Source organism: Aliiroseovarius subalbicans, assembly GCF_022678625.1.
In the GTDB taxonomy this organism is placed as follows: domain Bacteria; phylum Pseudomonadota; class Alphaproteobacteria; order Rhodobacterales; family Rhodobacteraceae; genus Aliiroseovarius_A; species Aliiroseovarius_A subalbicans.
The window spans coordinates 1119790-1135346 of sequence record NZ_JALBYQ010000001.1; the positions used below are offsets into that span (position 1 = coordinate 1119790).

Genomic DNA, 15557 nt, shown 5'->3' on the forward strand with positions numbered 1-15557 from the left:
GTCGGCGGCGCGACGATTCTTCTCTGGTCTGGAAATGATGGGCGCGCTATCCCTGCCGCATCATGACACACAGCCTTACCATCCGCCGCCCCGATGACTGGCACCTGCACCTGCGCGATGGCGCGGTGCTGAACGCCGTCCTGCCCGAAACCGCGCGCCACTTTGCCCGCGCCATCATCATGCCCAACCTGGTACCCCCTGTGGTCACCGGGGTCGATGCCGCCGCGTATCGCGACCGCATTCTGGCCGCCCTGCCCGACGGTATGGGGTTCGAGCCGCTGATGACGCTTTACTTGACCGAGGACACCGACCCCGAAGACGTCGCCGCCGCCCATGCCAGCGGGCTGATCACGGCGGTAAAGCTGTACCCGGCCGGGGCCACCACGAACTCGGCCAGCGGCGTCAGCGATTTCCGCAAGGTGCAGAACGTGCTGGAGAAAATGGCCGAGATCGGCCTGCCGCTTTGTGTGCACGGCGAAGTCACGGATAGCGAGATCGACATTTTCGACCGCGAGGCCGTGTTCATCGACCGCGTGCTGGACCCGATCCGCCGCGCCACCCCCGGGCTGCGCGTCGTGATGGAACATATCACCACGAAAAACGGTGTGGATTACGTGCGCGCGAACGACACAGACCTGGGTGCAACAATCACCACGCACCACCTGATCATCAACCGCAACCACATCCTGGTGGGCGGGATCAAGCCGCATTACTACTGCCTGCCCGTGGCAAAACGCGAAGAGCATCGCATCGCCTTGCGGGAGGCAGCGACCAGCGGCGATGCGCGGTTCTTCCTGGGCACGGATTCGGCCCCGCATATCGACCCACTGAAGGAAAACGCCTGTGGCTGTGCGGGCTGTTTCACCGCAACGAATACCATGTCCTGCCTGGCCGAAGTGTTCGAGCAGGACGGCGCGCTGGACCAGCTCGAAGCCTTCGCCTCGCTCAACGGTCCCGCCTTTTACCGCCTGCCCGTCAACGACGCGACCATCACCCTGACCAAGGGCGATGCCGTTGATTATCCACCGAAAATCGAATGTGACGCCGGGGACATCACCGTCTTTGACCCCGGTTTCCCCCTGCACTGGAGTGTCTCTGCATGATCCCCACCAGCTTCCCGCCGAAAGAGGAAATGGCCCGCCTGACCGCCCGGATGCTTCTGGAAATCGGCGCGGTGAACTTCAATACGGATGAGCCCTTCACCCTGGCCTCGGGTCTGCCCAGCCCGTCCTACATCGATTGCCGCAAGCTGATCAGCTTTCCGCGCATCCGATCCACCCTGATGGATTTCCTGTCGGTCACGATCATGCGCGAAGCCGGGTTTGAGGCCTTCGACAATATCGCTGGCGGCGAAACAGCGGGCATTCCTTTTGCTGCGCTGGTGGCCGAACGTCTGGCCCTGCCGATGACTTATGTGCGCAAGAAGCCCAAGGGCTATGGCAAGAACGCCCGGATCGAAGGCGCGATGGATGATAGCCAGCGTGTTCTGCTGGTCGAGGATCTGACCACCGATGGGGGATCAAAACTGTCTTTCGTCGACGCGATTCGCGACACCGGGGCCAGCTGCGGCGCCACTGCGGTGATCTTTTACTACGACATTTTCCCCGAGACCGAGAAAACCCTTGGCGATCATGGGGTTCAGCTGATCCACCTGTGCACCTGGTGGGACGTGCTGGCCGAAGCCAAGGCGCAAGGGGCGTTTTCCGACGCCACTTTGGCCGAGGTCGAACGCTTCTTGAAGGCCCCGCGCGCCTGGCAGGAAGAGCGCACCAAGGGATAATTCTCGCCCGAATTAAGCTGTATCTGGGGATCCTTTTGCGGAAGCCCCCCAAATCTGGTATGTTCGGGTTATCCACAGAAACATACAATTTGCCCCCTCCGCGGGCGCTGGGGTAAACCCTGCATCCAGACCATTTCGGGGGGAATGAGGGTAAGATGAACGAGATCAGTGCGATCCCACAGGGTGAACAGGACGGCGCAAAATCGGACGATGAAGCGGGCACCCTGCCCCACCACATCGAAGCTGAACAGCAGCTTCTGGGCGCGATCCTGACCAACAACGACGTCTATGACCGCGTCGCGCAGATCATCAAGCCCGAGCATTTCTATGAACCTGTGCACGCGCGCATCTTCGAGATTTCCGCAAACCGGATCTCCAAGAACGCCCTGGCCAGCCCGGTCACGCTGAAGGCGTTCATGGAGGATGATGACGGTCTGAAAGAATTGGGCGGCCCGGCGTATCTTGCCCGCATCGCCGGGGCGGCAATCTCGTCCTTTGCCGCGCGGGATTATGCGCAGATGATCTATGACCTGGCTGTCCGGCGCGAGCTGATCCGGCTGGGCGGCGACATTTCCGCCAAGGCGGCGAAGGTCGAGGCCACGTCCGAGCCGATGGACCAGATCGTCGAGGCCGAGCAATCGCTTTACAAGCTTGCCGAACAGGGTCAGGCCACGACCGGGTTTGTCAGTTTCCTGTCTGCGGTCACCGACGCGGTGCAGGTCGCCAATGCGGCTTACATGCGCGACGGCGGGCTTGCAGGTGTGTCCACCGGGTTGATTGATCTGGACAAAAAGCTTGGCGGTTTGCACAGATCCGACCTTCTGATCCTTGCCGGGCGCCCCTCGATGGGCAAGACATCACTGGCCACCAACATCGCGTTCAACATCGCCAAGGCCTACAAAAAGGGCACCCTGCCCGACGGCTCTGAAGGGGCCATCGAAGGCGGTGTGGTTGGTTTCTACTCGCTTGAAATGTCGTCCGAACAGCTCGCCGCCCGGATCTTGTCCGAGGCGTCCGAAGTGCCGTCAGAACAGATCCGCCGCGGCGACATGACCGAAGGCGAGTTTCGCCGCTTCGTCGACGCCGCCAAGGCGCTGGAAAGCTGCCCGCTGTATATCGACGACACCGCCGCAATCCCGATCGCGCAGCTGGCCGCCCGGGCGCGCCGCCTGAAGCGCGAAAAGGGGCTGGATGTGCTGATCGTCGACTACCTTCAGCTGGTACGCGGCACGGCCGAAAACCGGGTGCAGGAAATCGGTGAGATTTCGATGGGCCTGAAGGCGATCGCCAAGGAATTGCAGATCCCGGTGATTGCCCTGTCCCAGCTGTCGCGCCAGGTCGAAAGCCGTGACGACAAGCGCCCGCAGCTGTCGGACTTGCGCGAATCCGGCTCGATCGAGCAGGACGCCGACGTGGTCATGTTCGTGTACCGCGAGGAATATTACGCCGAGCGCGAAAAGCCCGGTGAGGACAATTTGGAAGCCATGGCCGCCTGGCAGGAACGCATGGAGCGCCTGTATGGCAAGGCCGAGGTGGTGATTGGCAAGCAGCGTCACGGGCCTATTGGCAACGTGGAACTCAGCTTCGAAGGCCGCTTCACCCGGTTCGGCAATCTGGTGCAGCCCTGGCAGCAGGGCGACGACCAGGGGTTCTGATCCCCAACCTCGCGATCAAAGGGCTCACGCCCGAAACACTTCCCAGAAACAAGCGAAGGGCGGCCACTTGGGGCCGCCCTTCTCATTCAGTAAACGCTGCGGTGAAAATCAGGCGCGGGCGTTGCCGACCAGTTTCCACACGCCGGGCACGATCAGCGCAGCCAGGGCCAGCTTGACCACATCACCGACGATGAACGGGGTAAAGCCCCACTCCAGGATCGGCTTGTCCCAGCCATACAGCATACCCAGCCAGATCAGTCCGGGAACGTAAATCAGCGCGTTGCCCAGCACCATCGCGCCGGCCATCTTGCCCATCGACCGGTCCCAGCCTTTGCGCGCCAGAGCGCCCAGCGCCAGGGTGGCCAGCACATAGCCGACCAGATAACCACCGGTGCCGCCCATCATGTAGGTCAGCCCGTTGGCCTCGGCCGAGGAATTGGCGAAGACGTCAAAGCCCAGCATACCTACGATCATGTAGCCAAAGATCGTCGCCAGACCCAGGCGCGGGCCGTAAGCCGCACCCAGCGTCAGAACGGCAAAGGTGCCCATGGTGATCGGCACGGGCCACATCGGCACCTTGATCTTGGCGGCAATGGCCAGAACGGCGATGCCGACCAGCACCAGAGCCACCTGTTTCACGCGAAGGGCGGTGCCTTCGGTGGGGCCGAACATTTCGCTCAGAACCTTGTCATTCATCGTGATAGCCATACGTCTCTCTTCCTTCATGAGTGGCGTCAGTGTTACGGGCCTTTTTGCACCAGCAGAATGCTGCACGCAAGCACCGCGTTGTTAGCGCCGGTAATCCGAGATCATCGTGTAATCCTTGCGCGGCCCGGTCACACGCCAGATCGCGCGCCAATCGGGCCAGTGGGTGAAGTTGTAACTCACCTCGTAGAAATCCGGCGGGCAATCGTGAAACGCGGTCACTACCGGCTGGTCCAGCGCGATGCGGTGAAAGTCCCGTCCGTCGTCGAACATGACGTCAATCGCCCCATCCCCGGGCCGCCAAGTGTATCGACGGGTCGCGGCCATGCCCGGCCCGTCGGGCAGCCGCAATTCACCGGCCTCCTCATAGGCGAGGCCCGCGCCCTCCCGCGTGAACACCGCCACGCCTTCAAACAGCCCGGTGCCGCCGGTCTTTGCGTCCTCGATCCGGCGCGACAGCCGCCAGCGGCCTTCGAAATCCATCAATTGCGGCACATCCGCCCCCTTGCGACATGCGCACGCCTTGCCGCGCGCGCGTGGTCAGTCTAAGACGCGCGCAACCGCTGCTCAAACCGAAAAGGCCTCTCCCATGATCCCTCGCTATTCCCGCCCCGACATGGTTGCCATCTGGTCGCCCGAGACCAAGTTCAAAATCTGGTATGAGATCGAGGCGCACGCCTGCGATGCGATGGCCGATCTGGGCGTGATCCCGCGCGAAAACGCGGACGCCGTTTGGAAAGCCAAGGACGTGGAATTCGACGTCGCCCGGATTGATGAGATCGAGGCCGAGACCAAGCATGACGTGATCGCTTTCCTCACCCACCTGGCCGAACATGTCGGGTCGGAAGAAGCCCGCTTCGTGCACCAGGGCATGACTTCGTCGGACGTTCTGGACACCTGTTTCAACGTGCAGCTGGTGCGCGCTGCTGACATTCTGATCGAAGACACCAAGGGGCTGCTGGTCGCGCTGAAAAAACGCGCCTATGAGCACAAGGATACGATCCGCATCGGCCGCAGCCACGGCATTCACGCCGAACCCACCACGATGGGCCTGACCTTCGCCCGGTTCTATGCGGAAATGGACCGCAACCTGAAACGCCTGAAACGCGCCCGCCATGAGGTCGCCACCGGCGCGATTTCCGGCGCGGTCGGCACCTTCGCCAACATCGACCCCGCCGTTGAGGAGCATGTCTGCGAGAAACTGGGGTTGGAGCCCGAGCCGATCTCGACGCAAGTTATCCCGCGCGATCGTCACGCTGCCTTCTTCGCAGCCCTAGGTGTGGTTGCCAGCTCGATCGAGAACGTCGCCACCGAAATCCGCCACATGCAGCGCACGGAAGTTCTGGAAGCCGCCGAGTTCTTCTCGATGGGTCAGAAAGGCTCGTCTGCCATGCCGCACAAGAAAAACCCGGTGCTGACCGAGAACCTGACCGGTCTTGCCCGCCTGGTGCGCATGACCGTTGTCCCGGCGATGGAAAACGTGGCGCTTTGGCACGAACGCGACATCTCGCACTCGTCCGTGGAACGCAACATCGGCCCCGATGCCACCATCACGCTTGATTTCGCTCTGTCGCGTCTGACCGGCGTGATCGACAAGCTGTTGGTTTACCCCGACAACATGCTGGCCAACATGAACAAATTCCCCGGGCTGGTGATGTCGCAGCGCGTGCTGCTGGCGCTGACCCAGGCGGGGGTGTCGCGCGAAGACGCCTACAAGATGGTGCAGCGCAACGCGCTCAAAGTCTGGGAAACCGGGTGTGACTTCAAAGGCGAGCTTCTGGCCGATGAGGCCGTCGTCAAGGCGCTTGGCGTCGAAGAGATCGAAGAGAAGTTCGACCTTGGCTATCACACCAAACACGTCGACACGATCTTCGCCCGCGTGTTCAAGGACTGATCCTGATCAAAGCCATTTTCGTTCCGTCCCGATAGGGTCGGAACGTTAAAAAGGAGATCACCATGTCCAAAGCCGCCTCATCCCGTGCCGCCGCCGTTTTCGGCGCCGGTTTTTCCTTCGTCGTCATGTTTTTCAGCGGGCTGTTTCTGGTCGTCGCGCCGAAGGGGTCGCTGGCGAAAGAGATCGACTGGACCCTGGCAGGGCTGTCGCGCGACGGGTGGGAAGCGGTGCACCTTGGCACCTCTTTCCTGTTCACGCTGTTTGCCGTTTGGCACGTGGTCATCCACTGGTCCGTGGTGACGAATTTCCTGACCGGCACTGCGATGCACCCGGCCGGACACCGCCGCGAAGGTCTGGCGATGTTCGTGATTGTCGTGTTCCTGCTTGTGACCGCCATTCTGGACCTGCCGCCGACCGCTTGGCTTGTCGAATTGAACGAGTATTTCAAGAAGGAATACTGGGCGCTCTGAACCCTGATTTTGGGAAACTGCCTGTTTCGTGCTACTCTTGTCCTCCACGAAAGGAGGACTTCATGCAAATCAAAACGCTTCTGACTGCTGTCTTGCTTGCGTTGATGCCGGCGCTGAGCCTTGCCGAGGGCTGCGCACGTGATCAGCACGCGCAAAGCTGCGCGACCGGGTTCGTCTGGGACAACGACACCGGCGGTTGTGTCGAACAAGTGACCGGATAAGCCTATTCTTCCGGAAATTTCCGGGCGCTTGTAAGGGTGGTGTTAACCCGGCTCTGCGACCTTGTGTGAAAGACACTGGGTTCGGAGGAATATGTGACGACCGCGCTCGCGACACTCGGCGATGACATGGGCCTGCCCGAACCATTTGCGGTGCCGGGCGTGCTTGGTCTTGGCGCGCCGAAACAACTGACCAAAAAGCAAAAAGCGGCGATCATCGTGCGCCTGTTGCTGGCCGAAGGGGTGGATTTACCCCTGACCGGAATGGATGAGGGCATTCAAGAAGACCTGACATTGCAGATGTCCGCCATGCGCTTCGTCGACCGCGCAACGTTGAAATCGGTGATCGAGGAATTTGTCAGTGAAATGGAGGAAATTGGCCTGTCCTTTCCGGCCGGCCTGGAAGGCGCGTTGACCGTGCTTGAGGGCACGATCAGCCCGGCCACCGCGGCGCGCATTCGCAAACAGGGCGGCGTGCGCCACACCGGCGACCCATGGGAAACGATTTCTGGCTTGGACCCCGCCCGTCTGATGCCGGTGTTGGAGGAGGAAAGCGTCGAGATCGCGGCGGTGCTGTTGTCGAAACTGAAGGTCTCTACCGCCGCCGAGCTGCTGGGCAAGCTGCCCGGCCCGCGCGCCCGGCGCGTGGCCTATGCGGTGTCGCTGACCGGCTCGATAGAACCGGAGGTCGTGGACAAGATCGGCCGCTCACTGGCCGAACAACTGGACGCACAACCCTTGCGGGCCTTTGCCGACGGCCCGGTGGAGCGGGTTGGCGCGATCCTGAATTTCAGCCCCGCCGCCACCCGCGATGAAGTTCTGGAAGGGCTGGACAAGGACGACGCCGCCTTTGCCAGCGAAGTGCGCAAAGCCATCTTCACCTTCGCCAACATTCCCGCCCGGATCGACCCACGCGATATTCCCAAGCTCACCAAGGATATCGACCAGGCGGTTCTGATCACTGCCCTGGCCGCTGCTGCGGTCGACCTGACCGAGGTTGTGGATTTCATCCTGGACTCCATGTCCAAACGCATGGCCGACCAGATCCGCGAAGAGATGGAAAACCTGGGAAAGGTAAAAGACAAGGATGGCGAGGCCGCGATGAACGCAGTCATCGCCACCATCCGTGCGTTGGAAGCGGCCGGCGAGGTGCTGCTGATCGCCGAAGACGAGCAGTAGCCTTCCCAGCCCAACTCCCCATAGGCGAACAGACGAGCCCGCCATCCCCCTACGCTGCGCCAGCCGCTATCCTGCCTTGTGAAGGTGTGCCGAGCGTTCTATGTCTCTTCCCGATAACAAGGACGAACTGATGAAAGAGGACGGCAGGACTTTCGGTGCCTTTCTGGGCAACCTTGCGGCGCAAACCCTCCTGCGCTTGCCCCTTGCCCTGCCGTTTGCAAAGCGTATCCCTACGGTTGGCTGGCTGGTGGATCGGCTGGCTGGTCCAATCGCAGGTTGGCACAAACGTGTTCGGGCGAACCTGGCGCTCATCCACCCGGGAATGGATCGCAAAGAAGTATCTCGTCTTGAACACGCGGTCGTCAACAATGCAGGGCGTGTGCTGGCAGAGCTCTGGAGCCAGCAGGAGTTCATAGACCGTGTCGGTGACACACCCCTTGTCGGTCCGGGTCTTGAAGCTTTGAAAGCCGCCCAAAATGCCGGTCGACCGATCGTGGGGGTGACGGGGCATTTTGGCAGCTATGACGCCATGCGTGTGGCGCTTGTGCGGGATGGATTTGACTGTGCGGGTCTCTACAAACCCGCAAAAAACCCCTATTTCAACGACGCATATGCAATGCGAATGGAAGGCCTGGCCGGGCAAGTCTTTCCGACCACGCGACGTGGGTTGGCACAAGTTTCCGCGCACCTGAGAAAAGGGGGGTTCCTGGCAATCCTTGTCGACCAACGCGATAGCGGCGGCGCGTGGCTTGATTTCATGGGGCAACCGGCACTCACCCCCCTGACCGCCGCAAACCTCGCACTTAAGAATGATGCGCTATTCGTGCCCTGTTTTGGCATACGCCAAGCAAACGGTCTTGATTTTGAACTGCGCGTGGAAACGCCGATCGAGCTGACCGACAAAATGAAAATGATGCAGGATTTCAATGACCTGCTGGGCGAAATGGTGCGCAAACACCCAGACCAATGGCTCTGGTCTCACCGCAGATGGGCCAGCGCCGATGCAAGCGAACCTCAGCGCAGTTGAATGGCAGCCAGTATCGGCCCGGCCCCAGACGCCTGTATCAAAATGGCCAATGACCCTTCTTTCGGGACGGGAATGCTGGTCTCGAACGCGTCTATGCCATCCCACTCCCCCACGATATGTAAGTCGGTGACGATGTTCGCATAGGATATTGATTTTCCGGCATTTTCCCCGCGAGAGATATTGACGGTTTCTCGGGCGGTGAACTGGACAAGCTGTGCGACCATCTTCCTGGGTAAGTCCTCCCTCGGCTCAGCGCGCACAAACGCCACCCCGTCCTCTACGCGCCCAGTCAGACCGACACGGCCCATCGCCGCCCGGTGCGCGGCAAGGAAATCTGCCACTTTCATCGGCTTGTGCCCAATCACGTGATCGACGCCGCCCACCACCATCTGCGGCGTATAGATCGACCGCATCCCTGCCGCATGGGCATAGGCTTTCTGCCGCGCGGTATGTTCGGGGCGGGCGAATTTGTCGGCCCAGCCGATGTAATCCCAGTAATCGACATGCAGCGCCAGCGGTAGCACGTCGGCGCGTTCCTCGGCCAACTGGGCCAAAAGCGCGTCCGCCGGTGGGCAGGACGAACAGCCCTGAGAGGTGAACAGTTCCACAACCACAAGCGGTTTCGGTTCGGCCCAAGCCGTACCCAGCGCCGCAAACAGCGCCATCACAATCGCAAAAATGCGTCGCATGAAGGATCCCTTCGTCTCGTGTCCCATCCTCGTTAGACCATCGCCCCCTGCCCCGCCAATCAAGGTTTTGCGAGGTTTGTAACGCGTTGCCTGACGGGCACGTGAGAAAGCGGTGAACCCCGGCGACCCGACCATGGAAAACAGCCCGCCCTTGATTAAGGCCCTGCATTCAAGCAAGCCTATGGGAGATTAAAGCCAGACATGTTCCCAAAGGGAGACCCGAAATGACCATCGTTGTCGGCCAAGACACAGCCAAGACCCGCAGAACCCTCAGCGCCGGTGGCGTTGAGATTGCTTATTACTCGATCCCGGCTGCCGAGGCGGCCGGGCTGGGCGATTTCTCGCGCCTGCCTGCAGCCCTTAAGGTGGTCTTGGAAAACATGCTGCGGTTCGAGGATGGCGGGCGCACCGTCTCCGTGGACGACATCAAGGCCTTCAGCAGCTGGGCCGACAACGGGGGCAAGAACCCGCGTGAGATCGCCTATCGCCCTGCCCGCGTGTTGATGCAGGACTTTACCGGTGTGCCCGCAGTGGTCGATCTGGCCGCAATGCGCGACGGCATAAAGGCGCTTGGGGGCGACGTTCAGAAGATCAACCCGCTGAGCCCGGTGGACCTCGTCATTGACCATTCGGTCATGATCGATGAGTTCGGCAATCCGCGTGCGTTCCAGATGAATGTGGACCGTGAATATGAGCGCAACATGGAACGTTACCAGTTCCTGAAATGGGGTCAGGGCGCGTTTAACAACTTCCGCGTCGTTCCCCCCGGCACCGGTATCTGCCACCAGGTGAACCTGGAATATCTGGCGCAAACCGTCTGGACCGATGAAGACCAGACCGGGGCGCAGGTTGCTTACCCGGATACGCTGGTTGGCACCGACAGCCACACCACGATGGTCAACGGACTGGCCGTACTGGGCTGGGGTGTTGGGGGGATCGAGGCCGAGGCCGCGATGCTGGGGCAACCGATCTCGATGCTGATCCCCGAGGTTGTCGGGTTTGAGCTGACCGGCGCGATGGTCGAAGGCACCACCGGCACCGATCTGGTGCTGAAGGTCGTTGAACTTCTGCGCGCGCACGGCGTGGTGGGCAAGTTTGTCGAGTTCTACGGCGAAGGTCTGGACCGCTTGCCGCTAGCCGATCGGGCTACGATCGCCAACATGGCGCCGGAATACGGCGCGACCTGTGGTTTCTTCCCGGTGGACGGCGAAACCCTGCGCTACCTGCGCATCACGGGTCGGGACGACGCGCGCATCGCGCTGGTCGAAGCCTATGCCAAGGAAAATGGGTTCTGGCGCGGCGCGGATTATGCCCCCGTCTACACCAACACGCTCAGCCTGGACATGGGCACCATTGTGCCAGCCATTTCAGGTCCGAAGCGGCCGCAGGATTTCGTCGCGCTGACCAATGCCAAGGACGCGTTCACGCGTGAGATGGCCGAGACCTTCAAGCGACCGATGGGCAAGGAAATCGCCGTGCAAGGCGAAGACTACACGCTGGAAAGCGGTAAGGTCGTTATCGCCTCGATCACCTCGTGCACCAACACGTCGAACCCTTACGTGATGATCGGTGCGGGCCTTGTCGCGCGCAAGGCCGCGGCCCTTGGCCTGACCCGCAAGCCCTGGGTGAAAACTTCGCTGGCCCCCGGATCGCAGGTCGTGTCCGCCTATCTTGAGGCCGCAGGGCTGCAGGAGGATCTGGACGCCATCGGCTTCAACCTGGTGGGCTATGGCTGCACCACCTGCATCGGCAACTCAGGCCCCATTCAGCCCGAATTGTCCCAGGCGATTGCCGAAGGCGACCTGGTCGCGACTTCGGTCCTGTCAGGCAACCGCAACTTCGAGGGAAGGATCAGCCCCGATGTGCGCGCCAACTACCTGGCTTCTCCGCCGCTTGTGGTCGCCTATGCCCTGGCAGGTACGATGGATATCAACCTGACCAGCGACCCTATCGCGAAAGACAAGGATGGCAATGATGTCTATCTGAAAGACATCTGGCCGACCACACAGGAGATTGCGGATCTGGTGGACCAGACCGTCACCCGCGAGGCGTTTCAGTCGAAATACGCCGACGTCTTCAAAGGCGATGAGAAATGGCGCGCGGTCGAGGTCACCGAAGCCAAGACCTATGACTGGCCAGCGGCGTCGACCTATATCCAGAACCCACCCTATTTTCAGGGCATGTCGCCCGAGGCGGGTATGATCCAGAACATCGAAGGCGCCAAAGTGCTGGCCGTGCTGGGGGACATGATCACCACCGACCACATCTCGCCCGCAGGCAGTTTCCCGGTTCAATCGCCCGCAGGGCAATACCTGAGCGAGCGCCAGGTGCAACCGCGCGAGTTCAACTCCTACGGCTCGCGACGCGGCAACCACGAAGTCATGATGCGTGGCACATTCGCCAACATCCGCATCAAGAACGAGATGCTGCCGGGCGTCGAAGGTGGCTTCACCAAGGGACCAGACGGTCAGCAGACCTCGATCTACGACGCCGCGATGGCTTATCAGGAAGCGGGCATTCCGCTGGTTGTCTTCGGCGGGGAACAATACGGCGCAGGGTCCTCGCGCGACTGGGCCGCGAAGGGCACCAACTTGCTGGGCGTCAAGGCGGTGATCGCGGAAAGTTTCGAGCGCATTCACCGCTCCAACCTGGTTGGCATGGGCGTTGTGCCATTCGAGTTTACCGATGGCGACACGCGTAAAACGCTTGGCCTGACCGGGGACGAAACCGTTTCGATCACGGGGCTGTCGGGCGATCTGAAGCCGCTTTCAACCCTGCCCTGCACCATCACCTTTTCGGACGGGCGTGAGAAAACGATCCAACTGAAATGCCGGATCGATACCGAGGTTGAGATTGAATATGTCGAAAACGGCGGTGTGCTGCACTATGTGTTGCGCAACCTCTCCAGGTCGTGACACCGGCCGCCTGACACAACAAAGCCCAGCCTACACGACCGGGGATTGGGGCTCTGCCAACGTGGCGGCGGACGCCAATCCGAGCAGCCGAAAGGCCGTGAGACATCAAGCGTGCCGAAGGCACTCAATCAGGAACGGTTCACCGCGCGGCAGCTTCGGCCATCGCCGGGCGGATCACGCTCTCCAGGATGCTTTCGGTGACCGGACCGGCAAAACGTTTGACGATCACCCCGTTGCCGTCGATCACATAGGTTTCGGGCACGCCATAAAGACCCCAGTCCAGGGCTGTGCGCCCGTTCGGGTCGGCGGCCAATGCGGTATAGGGATTTCCCAACTCCTCAAGAAACCTCAGCCCTTTGGCCGCGTCGTCCTTGTAGTTGATGCCATAGAGCGTGACACCTTCCTGCGACAAGGTTTTCAGTTGGTCATGCTCGGCCCGGCACGGCGCGCACCAACTGGCCCAGAAGTTTACCAGCTTCACGCCGGGCGCGCGCAATTCGGCCTCGCCAAACGGCGCACCGTTGCCCAGCGTCGTCAGGTAAACCGGGGGCGTCAAACCGCCCTCGCGAGTCGATTCAAGTTCACGCGGGTTGTCGCGCCCCATGCCCCACATGAACAGCACTGCCAGCCCGGCAAACAGCAGGGGCGGTAGCAGCATCAGGAAGGAAACCCTTTTTTTCTTTTCAGCCATGTCGTGCCGCCTTTCGGGCTTCTGCCGCATCCAGATCAAGCTTGGCCTTTGCCGATTGGCGCAAGGTGATCAACACCAGTAACACCACCAACCCCAACGCGATCGCCCAGGACGCGTAAACCGCGACTGCGTACTTTCCAAGATCAAGCATCGGCCATCCTTTCGCGGGTTTCCAGCGCATGGGTCCGGCGGCGGCGCACCTCGGTGCGGGTGCGCAAAAGCAGCAAGGTCACGAACAGAAGGCTGAAGCCGACGATCGCCAGTACCAGCGGCTGCCAATACACGTCCGAAACGTTCTCTTGTTTGTCCAACGACAGTGACGCACCCTGGTGCAGACCCTGGTTCCAGAAGTTCACCGCATAACGGCTGAGCAGCGCGAAGACCGAACCAACCAGGCACAGGACTGAAGTCAGGTCCGCCGCCGTATCCGGATCATCAATCGCTCCCCAAAGCGCCATGTAGCCCAGGTAGAACAAAAACAGGATCAGGAACGAGGTCAGGCGCGGGTCCCAGGCCCAGTAGGTGCCCCACATCGGTTCGCCCCAGATTGCACCGGTAAACAGCGCCGCCACAGTCATTGTCAGCCCGATCAAAGCGGCGGCCTTGGCGGCCAGCGCCGAGACATGGTGGCGCCGCACCAGCCAGATCAGGGAAGCGACCAGCATCATCACCCAGATGTTGATGGCCAGCATCGCGGTTGGCACGTGAACATAGATGATCTTGACGGAGGATCCGAAATTCACAGCTTCAGGGGTGAAGAAGAATCCCCAGATCAGACCCGGCAGCAACGTCAGTGCGCACAAGCCCATGACCCAGGGAAGGATCTTACCGGACAGCGACATGAATTTGACCGGGTTGGCCCATTCCCACAGCCAGTTCCAACGGTCCTCGGCCTGTTTAGTGCGATGTGTTTCAGTCATGCAGATGTCCTAATCGGGGTTCTCGAATTGGGCAAGTGTCCCATGATCACATTATCTCAGATTGACACGAATGGCCGCAGAGGCGGCGAAGGGTAAAAGTGCGATCGCACCGGCCGTGATCCCGGCCATCAGGGCCAAGGGTGTGGCATTTTCCAACCCGGCTGCGCCCCGTGTCGCGGCCTCGGCGCCGAAAATCAGGGTGGGAATATAGAGCGGGAGGACCAGCAGCGACAACAGCAGCCCACCGCGTTTCAGCCCCACAGTAAGCGCAGCCCCGAAAGCGCCGATCATGCTTAACGCCGGGGTGCCAATCAAAAGCGTGACGAATACCCACAGGTGGCCCGGTGATTGCAAGTTCAAAAGTGTGGCAAAGATCGGTGCCGACAGGGTCAGTGGCAAACCTGTAACCAGCCAATGGGCCAGTGCTTTGATTGCCACGGCGCCCTCCATCGGAAGCGGCGCGGTGGCCAGAAGGTCCAGCGTGCCGTCCTCATGGTCCAACTGGAAGACGCGATCAAGCGACAGCAGGCAGGCCAGCAGCGCACCGACCCACAAGATGCCGGGCGCGATCCGCGCCAGGATCTGGCTTTCCGGTCCCACGCCGAACGGCACCAGCACGGTCACGATCAGGAAAAAGGCAAGACCCAGGCCAAAGCCACCACCGGCCCGCATCGCCAGCTTCAGGTCGCGGATCAACAGCGCGATCATACGAAGGCCTCGTCGAACGCGGTCTGGACCCTTGCCGCGCGCGGGTCGGCGCGAAACGGACCGATGTCGACCTCATCCGCATCGATCCCCATGTCGATATGGGTCGCGATCAGGGCCGAGCCGCCATCCGCCACATGAGCACGCACAGCGTCCGCAAACAGTCCCACACTGGCCACGTCCAGCGACACGGTGGGTTCATCCAACAACCAGATCGGGCGCCCGGTGACCAGCAGCCGCGCAAGGCCCAGCCTGCGTTTTTGACCAGCCGACAGATTCTGCGCCGCGCGCTCCAGCAGCCCGTCCAGATTGAACGCCTTTGTCGCCGGGGCGATGTCGTTGGTGCCATAGACGCTGGCCCAGAATTTCAGGTTCTCGGCGACCGAAAGCGTTGCCTTCAGCCCGTCCGCATGGGCGCCATAGGCGATCGCCTCAGGCTCCACACTAACCCGCCCTTCCAGCGCCGGCTGCAGCCCGGCAAGCGTGCGCAGAAGCGTCGTTTTGCCTGAACCGTTTGGTCCACGCAGCATTACAACCTGACCGGGGGTCACGGTGAACCCGACCCCCTCCAACACCGGCACGCCGCCGCGCGTGACCGTCAGGTTTTCAACGACAAGATCCATGAGCGCGCGTTTTCCTGTTTTGCTTCCTGACTACGTGACCGGTATTGTCGGTCGCTTCCTTGATTTCGCTCAAGCCCGCAGGCGTT

The 15557-nt window shown here is 61.2% G+C and carries 17 protein-coding genes; 9 read left to right on the top strand and 8 right to left on the bottom strand.

Annotation, left to right across the window (positions count from 1 at the left end):
• Window positions 1-62 precede the first annotated feature (62 nt).
• The 3 genes from pyrC (at window position 63) to MN188_RS05610 (ending at window position 3435) form a co-directional block, all read left to right on the top strand.
• Window positions 63-1103, top strand: a complete 1041-nt coding sequence (pyrC, locus tag MN188_RS05600; RefSeq protein WP_242106601.1) for a dihydroorotase — start codon at window positions 63-65, stop codon at window positions 1101-1103.
• Window positions 1100-1780 carry an orotate phosphoribosyltransferase gene (locus MN188_RS05605; protein ID WP_242106602.1) on the top strand — a complete coding sequence of 227 codons (681 nt, stop codon included), beginning with the start codon at window positions 1100-1102 and terminating at the stop codon, window positions 1778-1780. Before pyrC ends, MN188_RS05605 begins: the two co-directional genes overlap by 4 nt.
• Window positions 1781-1935: 155 nt before the next feature.
• A complete protein-coding gene (locus MN188_RS05610; protein WP_242106603.1) occupies window positions 1936-3435 on the top strand; it encodes a replicative DNA helicase in 1500 nt (499 codons plus the stop codon).
• 108 nt (window positions 3436-3543) lie between these two features.
• Here MN188_RS05610 and MN188_RS05615 read toward each other — a convergent pair whose 3' ends face one another.
• Both MN188_RS05615 and MN188_RS05620 read right to left on the bottom strand, forming a co-directional pair.
• Window positions 3544-4143 carry a biotin transporter BioY gene (locus MN188_RS05615; protein ID WP_242106604.1) on the bottom strand — a complete coding sequence of 200 codons (600 nt, stop codon included), beginning with the start codon at window positions 4141-4143 and terminating at the stop codon, window positions 3544-3546.
• A gap of 81 nt (window positions 4144-4224) precedes the next feature.
• Window positions 4225-4635 (bottom strand): DUF6314 family protein, encoded by a 411-nt coding sequence (locus tag MN188_RS05620; RefSeq protein WP_242106605.1) that lies wholly within the window; start codon window positions 4633-4635, stop codon window positions 4225-4227.
• A 94-nt stretch (window positions 4636-4729) separates the two neighbouring features.
• On the opposite strand from MN188_RS05620, the gene purB reads away from it, so the two are divergent.
• The 5 genes from purB (at window position 4730) to MN188_RS05645 (ending at window position 8928) form a co-directional block, all read left to right on the top strand.
• Complete coding sequence (gene purB / locus MN188_RS05625; protein WP_242106606.1) at window positions 4730-6034, top strand: adenylosuccinate lyase; 1305 nt, start codon at window positions 4730-4732, stop codon at window positions 6032-6034.
• 62 nt (window positions 6035-6096) lie between these two features.
• A complete protein-coding gene (locus tag MN188_RS05630) occupies window positions 6097-6504 on the top strand; it encodes a DUF4405 domain-containing protein (protein WP_242106607.1) in 408 nt (135 codons plus the stop codon).
• A gap of 62 nt (window positions 6505-6566) precedes the next feature.
• Window positions 6567-6725, top strand: coding sequence for a hypothetical protein (locus MN188_RS05635; RefSeq protein WP_242106608.1), 159 nt, complete (start codon window positions 6567-6569; stop codon window positions 6723-6725).
• Between the two features lie 126 nt (window positions 6726-6851).
• The gene (locus MN188_RS05640; RefSeq protein ID WP_242107438.1) at window positions 6852-7901 is read left to right on the top strand and encodes a flagellar motor switch protein FliG; all 1050 of its coding nucleotides are present in this window, start codon (window positions 6852-6854) and stop codon (window positions 7899-7901) included.
• A gap of 130 nt (window positions 7902-8031) precedes the next feature.
• Entirely contained in the window at window positions 8032-8928 is an 897-nt protein-coding gene (locus MN188_RS05645; RefSeq protein ID WP_242106609.1) for a lysophospholipid acyltransferase family protein, read from the top strand.
• Here the strand turns inward: MN188_RS05645 and MN188_RS05650 are convergent.
• Window positions 8916-9617 (bottom strand): DUF1223 domain-containing protein, encoded by a 702-nt coding sequence (locus MN188_RS05650; RefSeq protein ID WP_242106610.1) that lies wholly within the window; start codon window positions 9615-9617, stop codon window positions 8916-8918. The two genes, MN188_RS05645 and MN188_RS05650, sit on opposite strands and share 13 nt — an antisense overlap.
• Window positions 9618-9841: 224 nt before the next feature.
• Here MN188_RS05650 and acnA point away from each other — a divergent pair, with 224 nt between their 5' ends.
• On the top strand, window positions 9842-12532 hold the full coding sequence (gene acnA, locus MN188_RS05655; protein WP_242106611.1) for an aconitate hydratase AcnA: 2691 nt from the start codon (window positions 9842-9844) through the stop codon (window positions 12530-12532).
• 139 nt (window positions 12533-12671) lie between these two features.
• Here acnA and MN188_RS05660 read toward each other — a convergent pair whose 3' ends face one another.
• The 5 genes from MN188_RS05660 to ccmA are packed head-to-tail and all read right to left on the bottom strand — an operon-like array spanning window position 12672 to window position 15471.
• Window positions 12672-13223: a DsbE family thiol:disulfide interchange protein gene (locus tag MN188_RS05660; RefSeq protein WP_242106612.1), complete on the bottom strand. Its 552-nt coding sequence runs from the start codon at window positions 13221-13223 to the stop codon at window positions 12672-12674.
• The gene (ccmD, locus tag MN188_RS05665) at window positions 13216-13374 is read right to left on the bottom strand and encodes a heme exporter protein CcmD (protein WP_242106613.1); all 159 of its coding nucleotides are present in this window, start codon (window positions 13372-13374) and stop codon (window positions 13216-13218) included. The genes MN188_RS05660 and ccmD overlap by 8 nt, the downstream gene beginning before the upstream one ends.
• Window positions 13367-14143, bottom strand: a complete 777-nt coding sequence (ccmC, locus tag MN188_RS05670; RefSeq protein ID WP_242106614.1) for a heme ABC transporter permease CcmC — start codon at window positions 14141-14143, stop codon at window positions 13367-13369. The genes ccmD and ccmC overlap by 8 nt, the downstream gene beginning before the upstream one ends.
• Before the next feature lie 51 nt (window positions 14144-14194).
• The gene (gene ccmB / locus MN188_RS05675) at window positions 14195-14851 is read right to left on the bottom strand and encodes a heme exporter protein CcmB (RefSeq protein ID WP_242106615.1); all 657 of its coding nucleotides are present in this window, start codon (window positions 14849-14851) and stop codon (window positions 14195-14197) included.
• Window positions 14848-15471: a heme ABC exporter ATP-binding protein CcmA gene (gene ccmA, locus MN188_RS05680; RefSeq protein ID WP_242106616.1), complete on the bottom strand. Its 624-nt coding sequence runs from the start codon at window positions 15469-15471 to the stop codon at window positions 14848-14850. The genes ccmB and ccmA overlap by 4 nt, the downstream gene beginning before the upstream one ends.
• Between the last annotated feature and the right edge of the window lie 86 nt (window positions 15472-15557).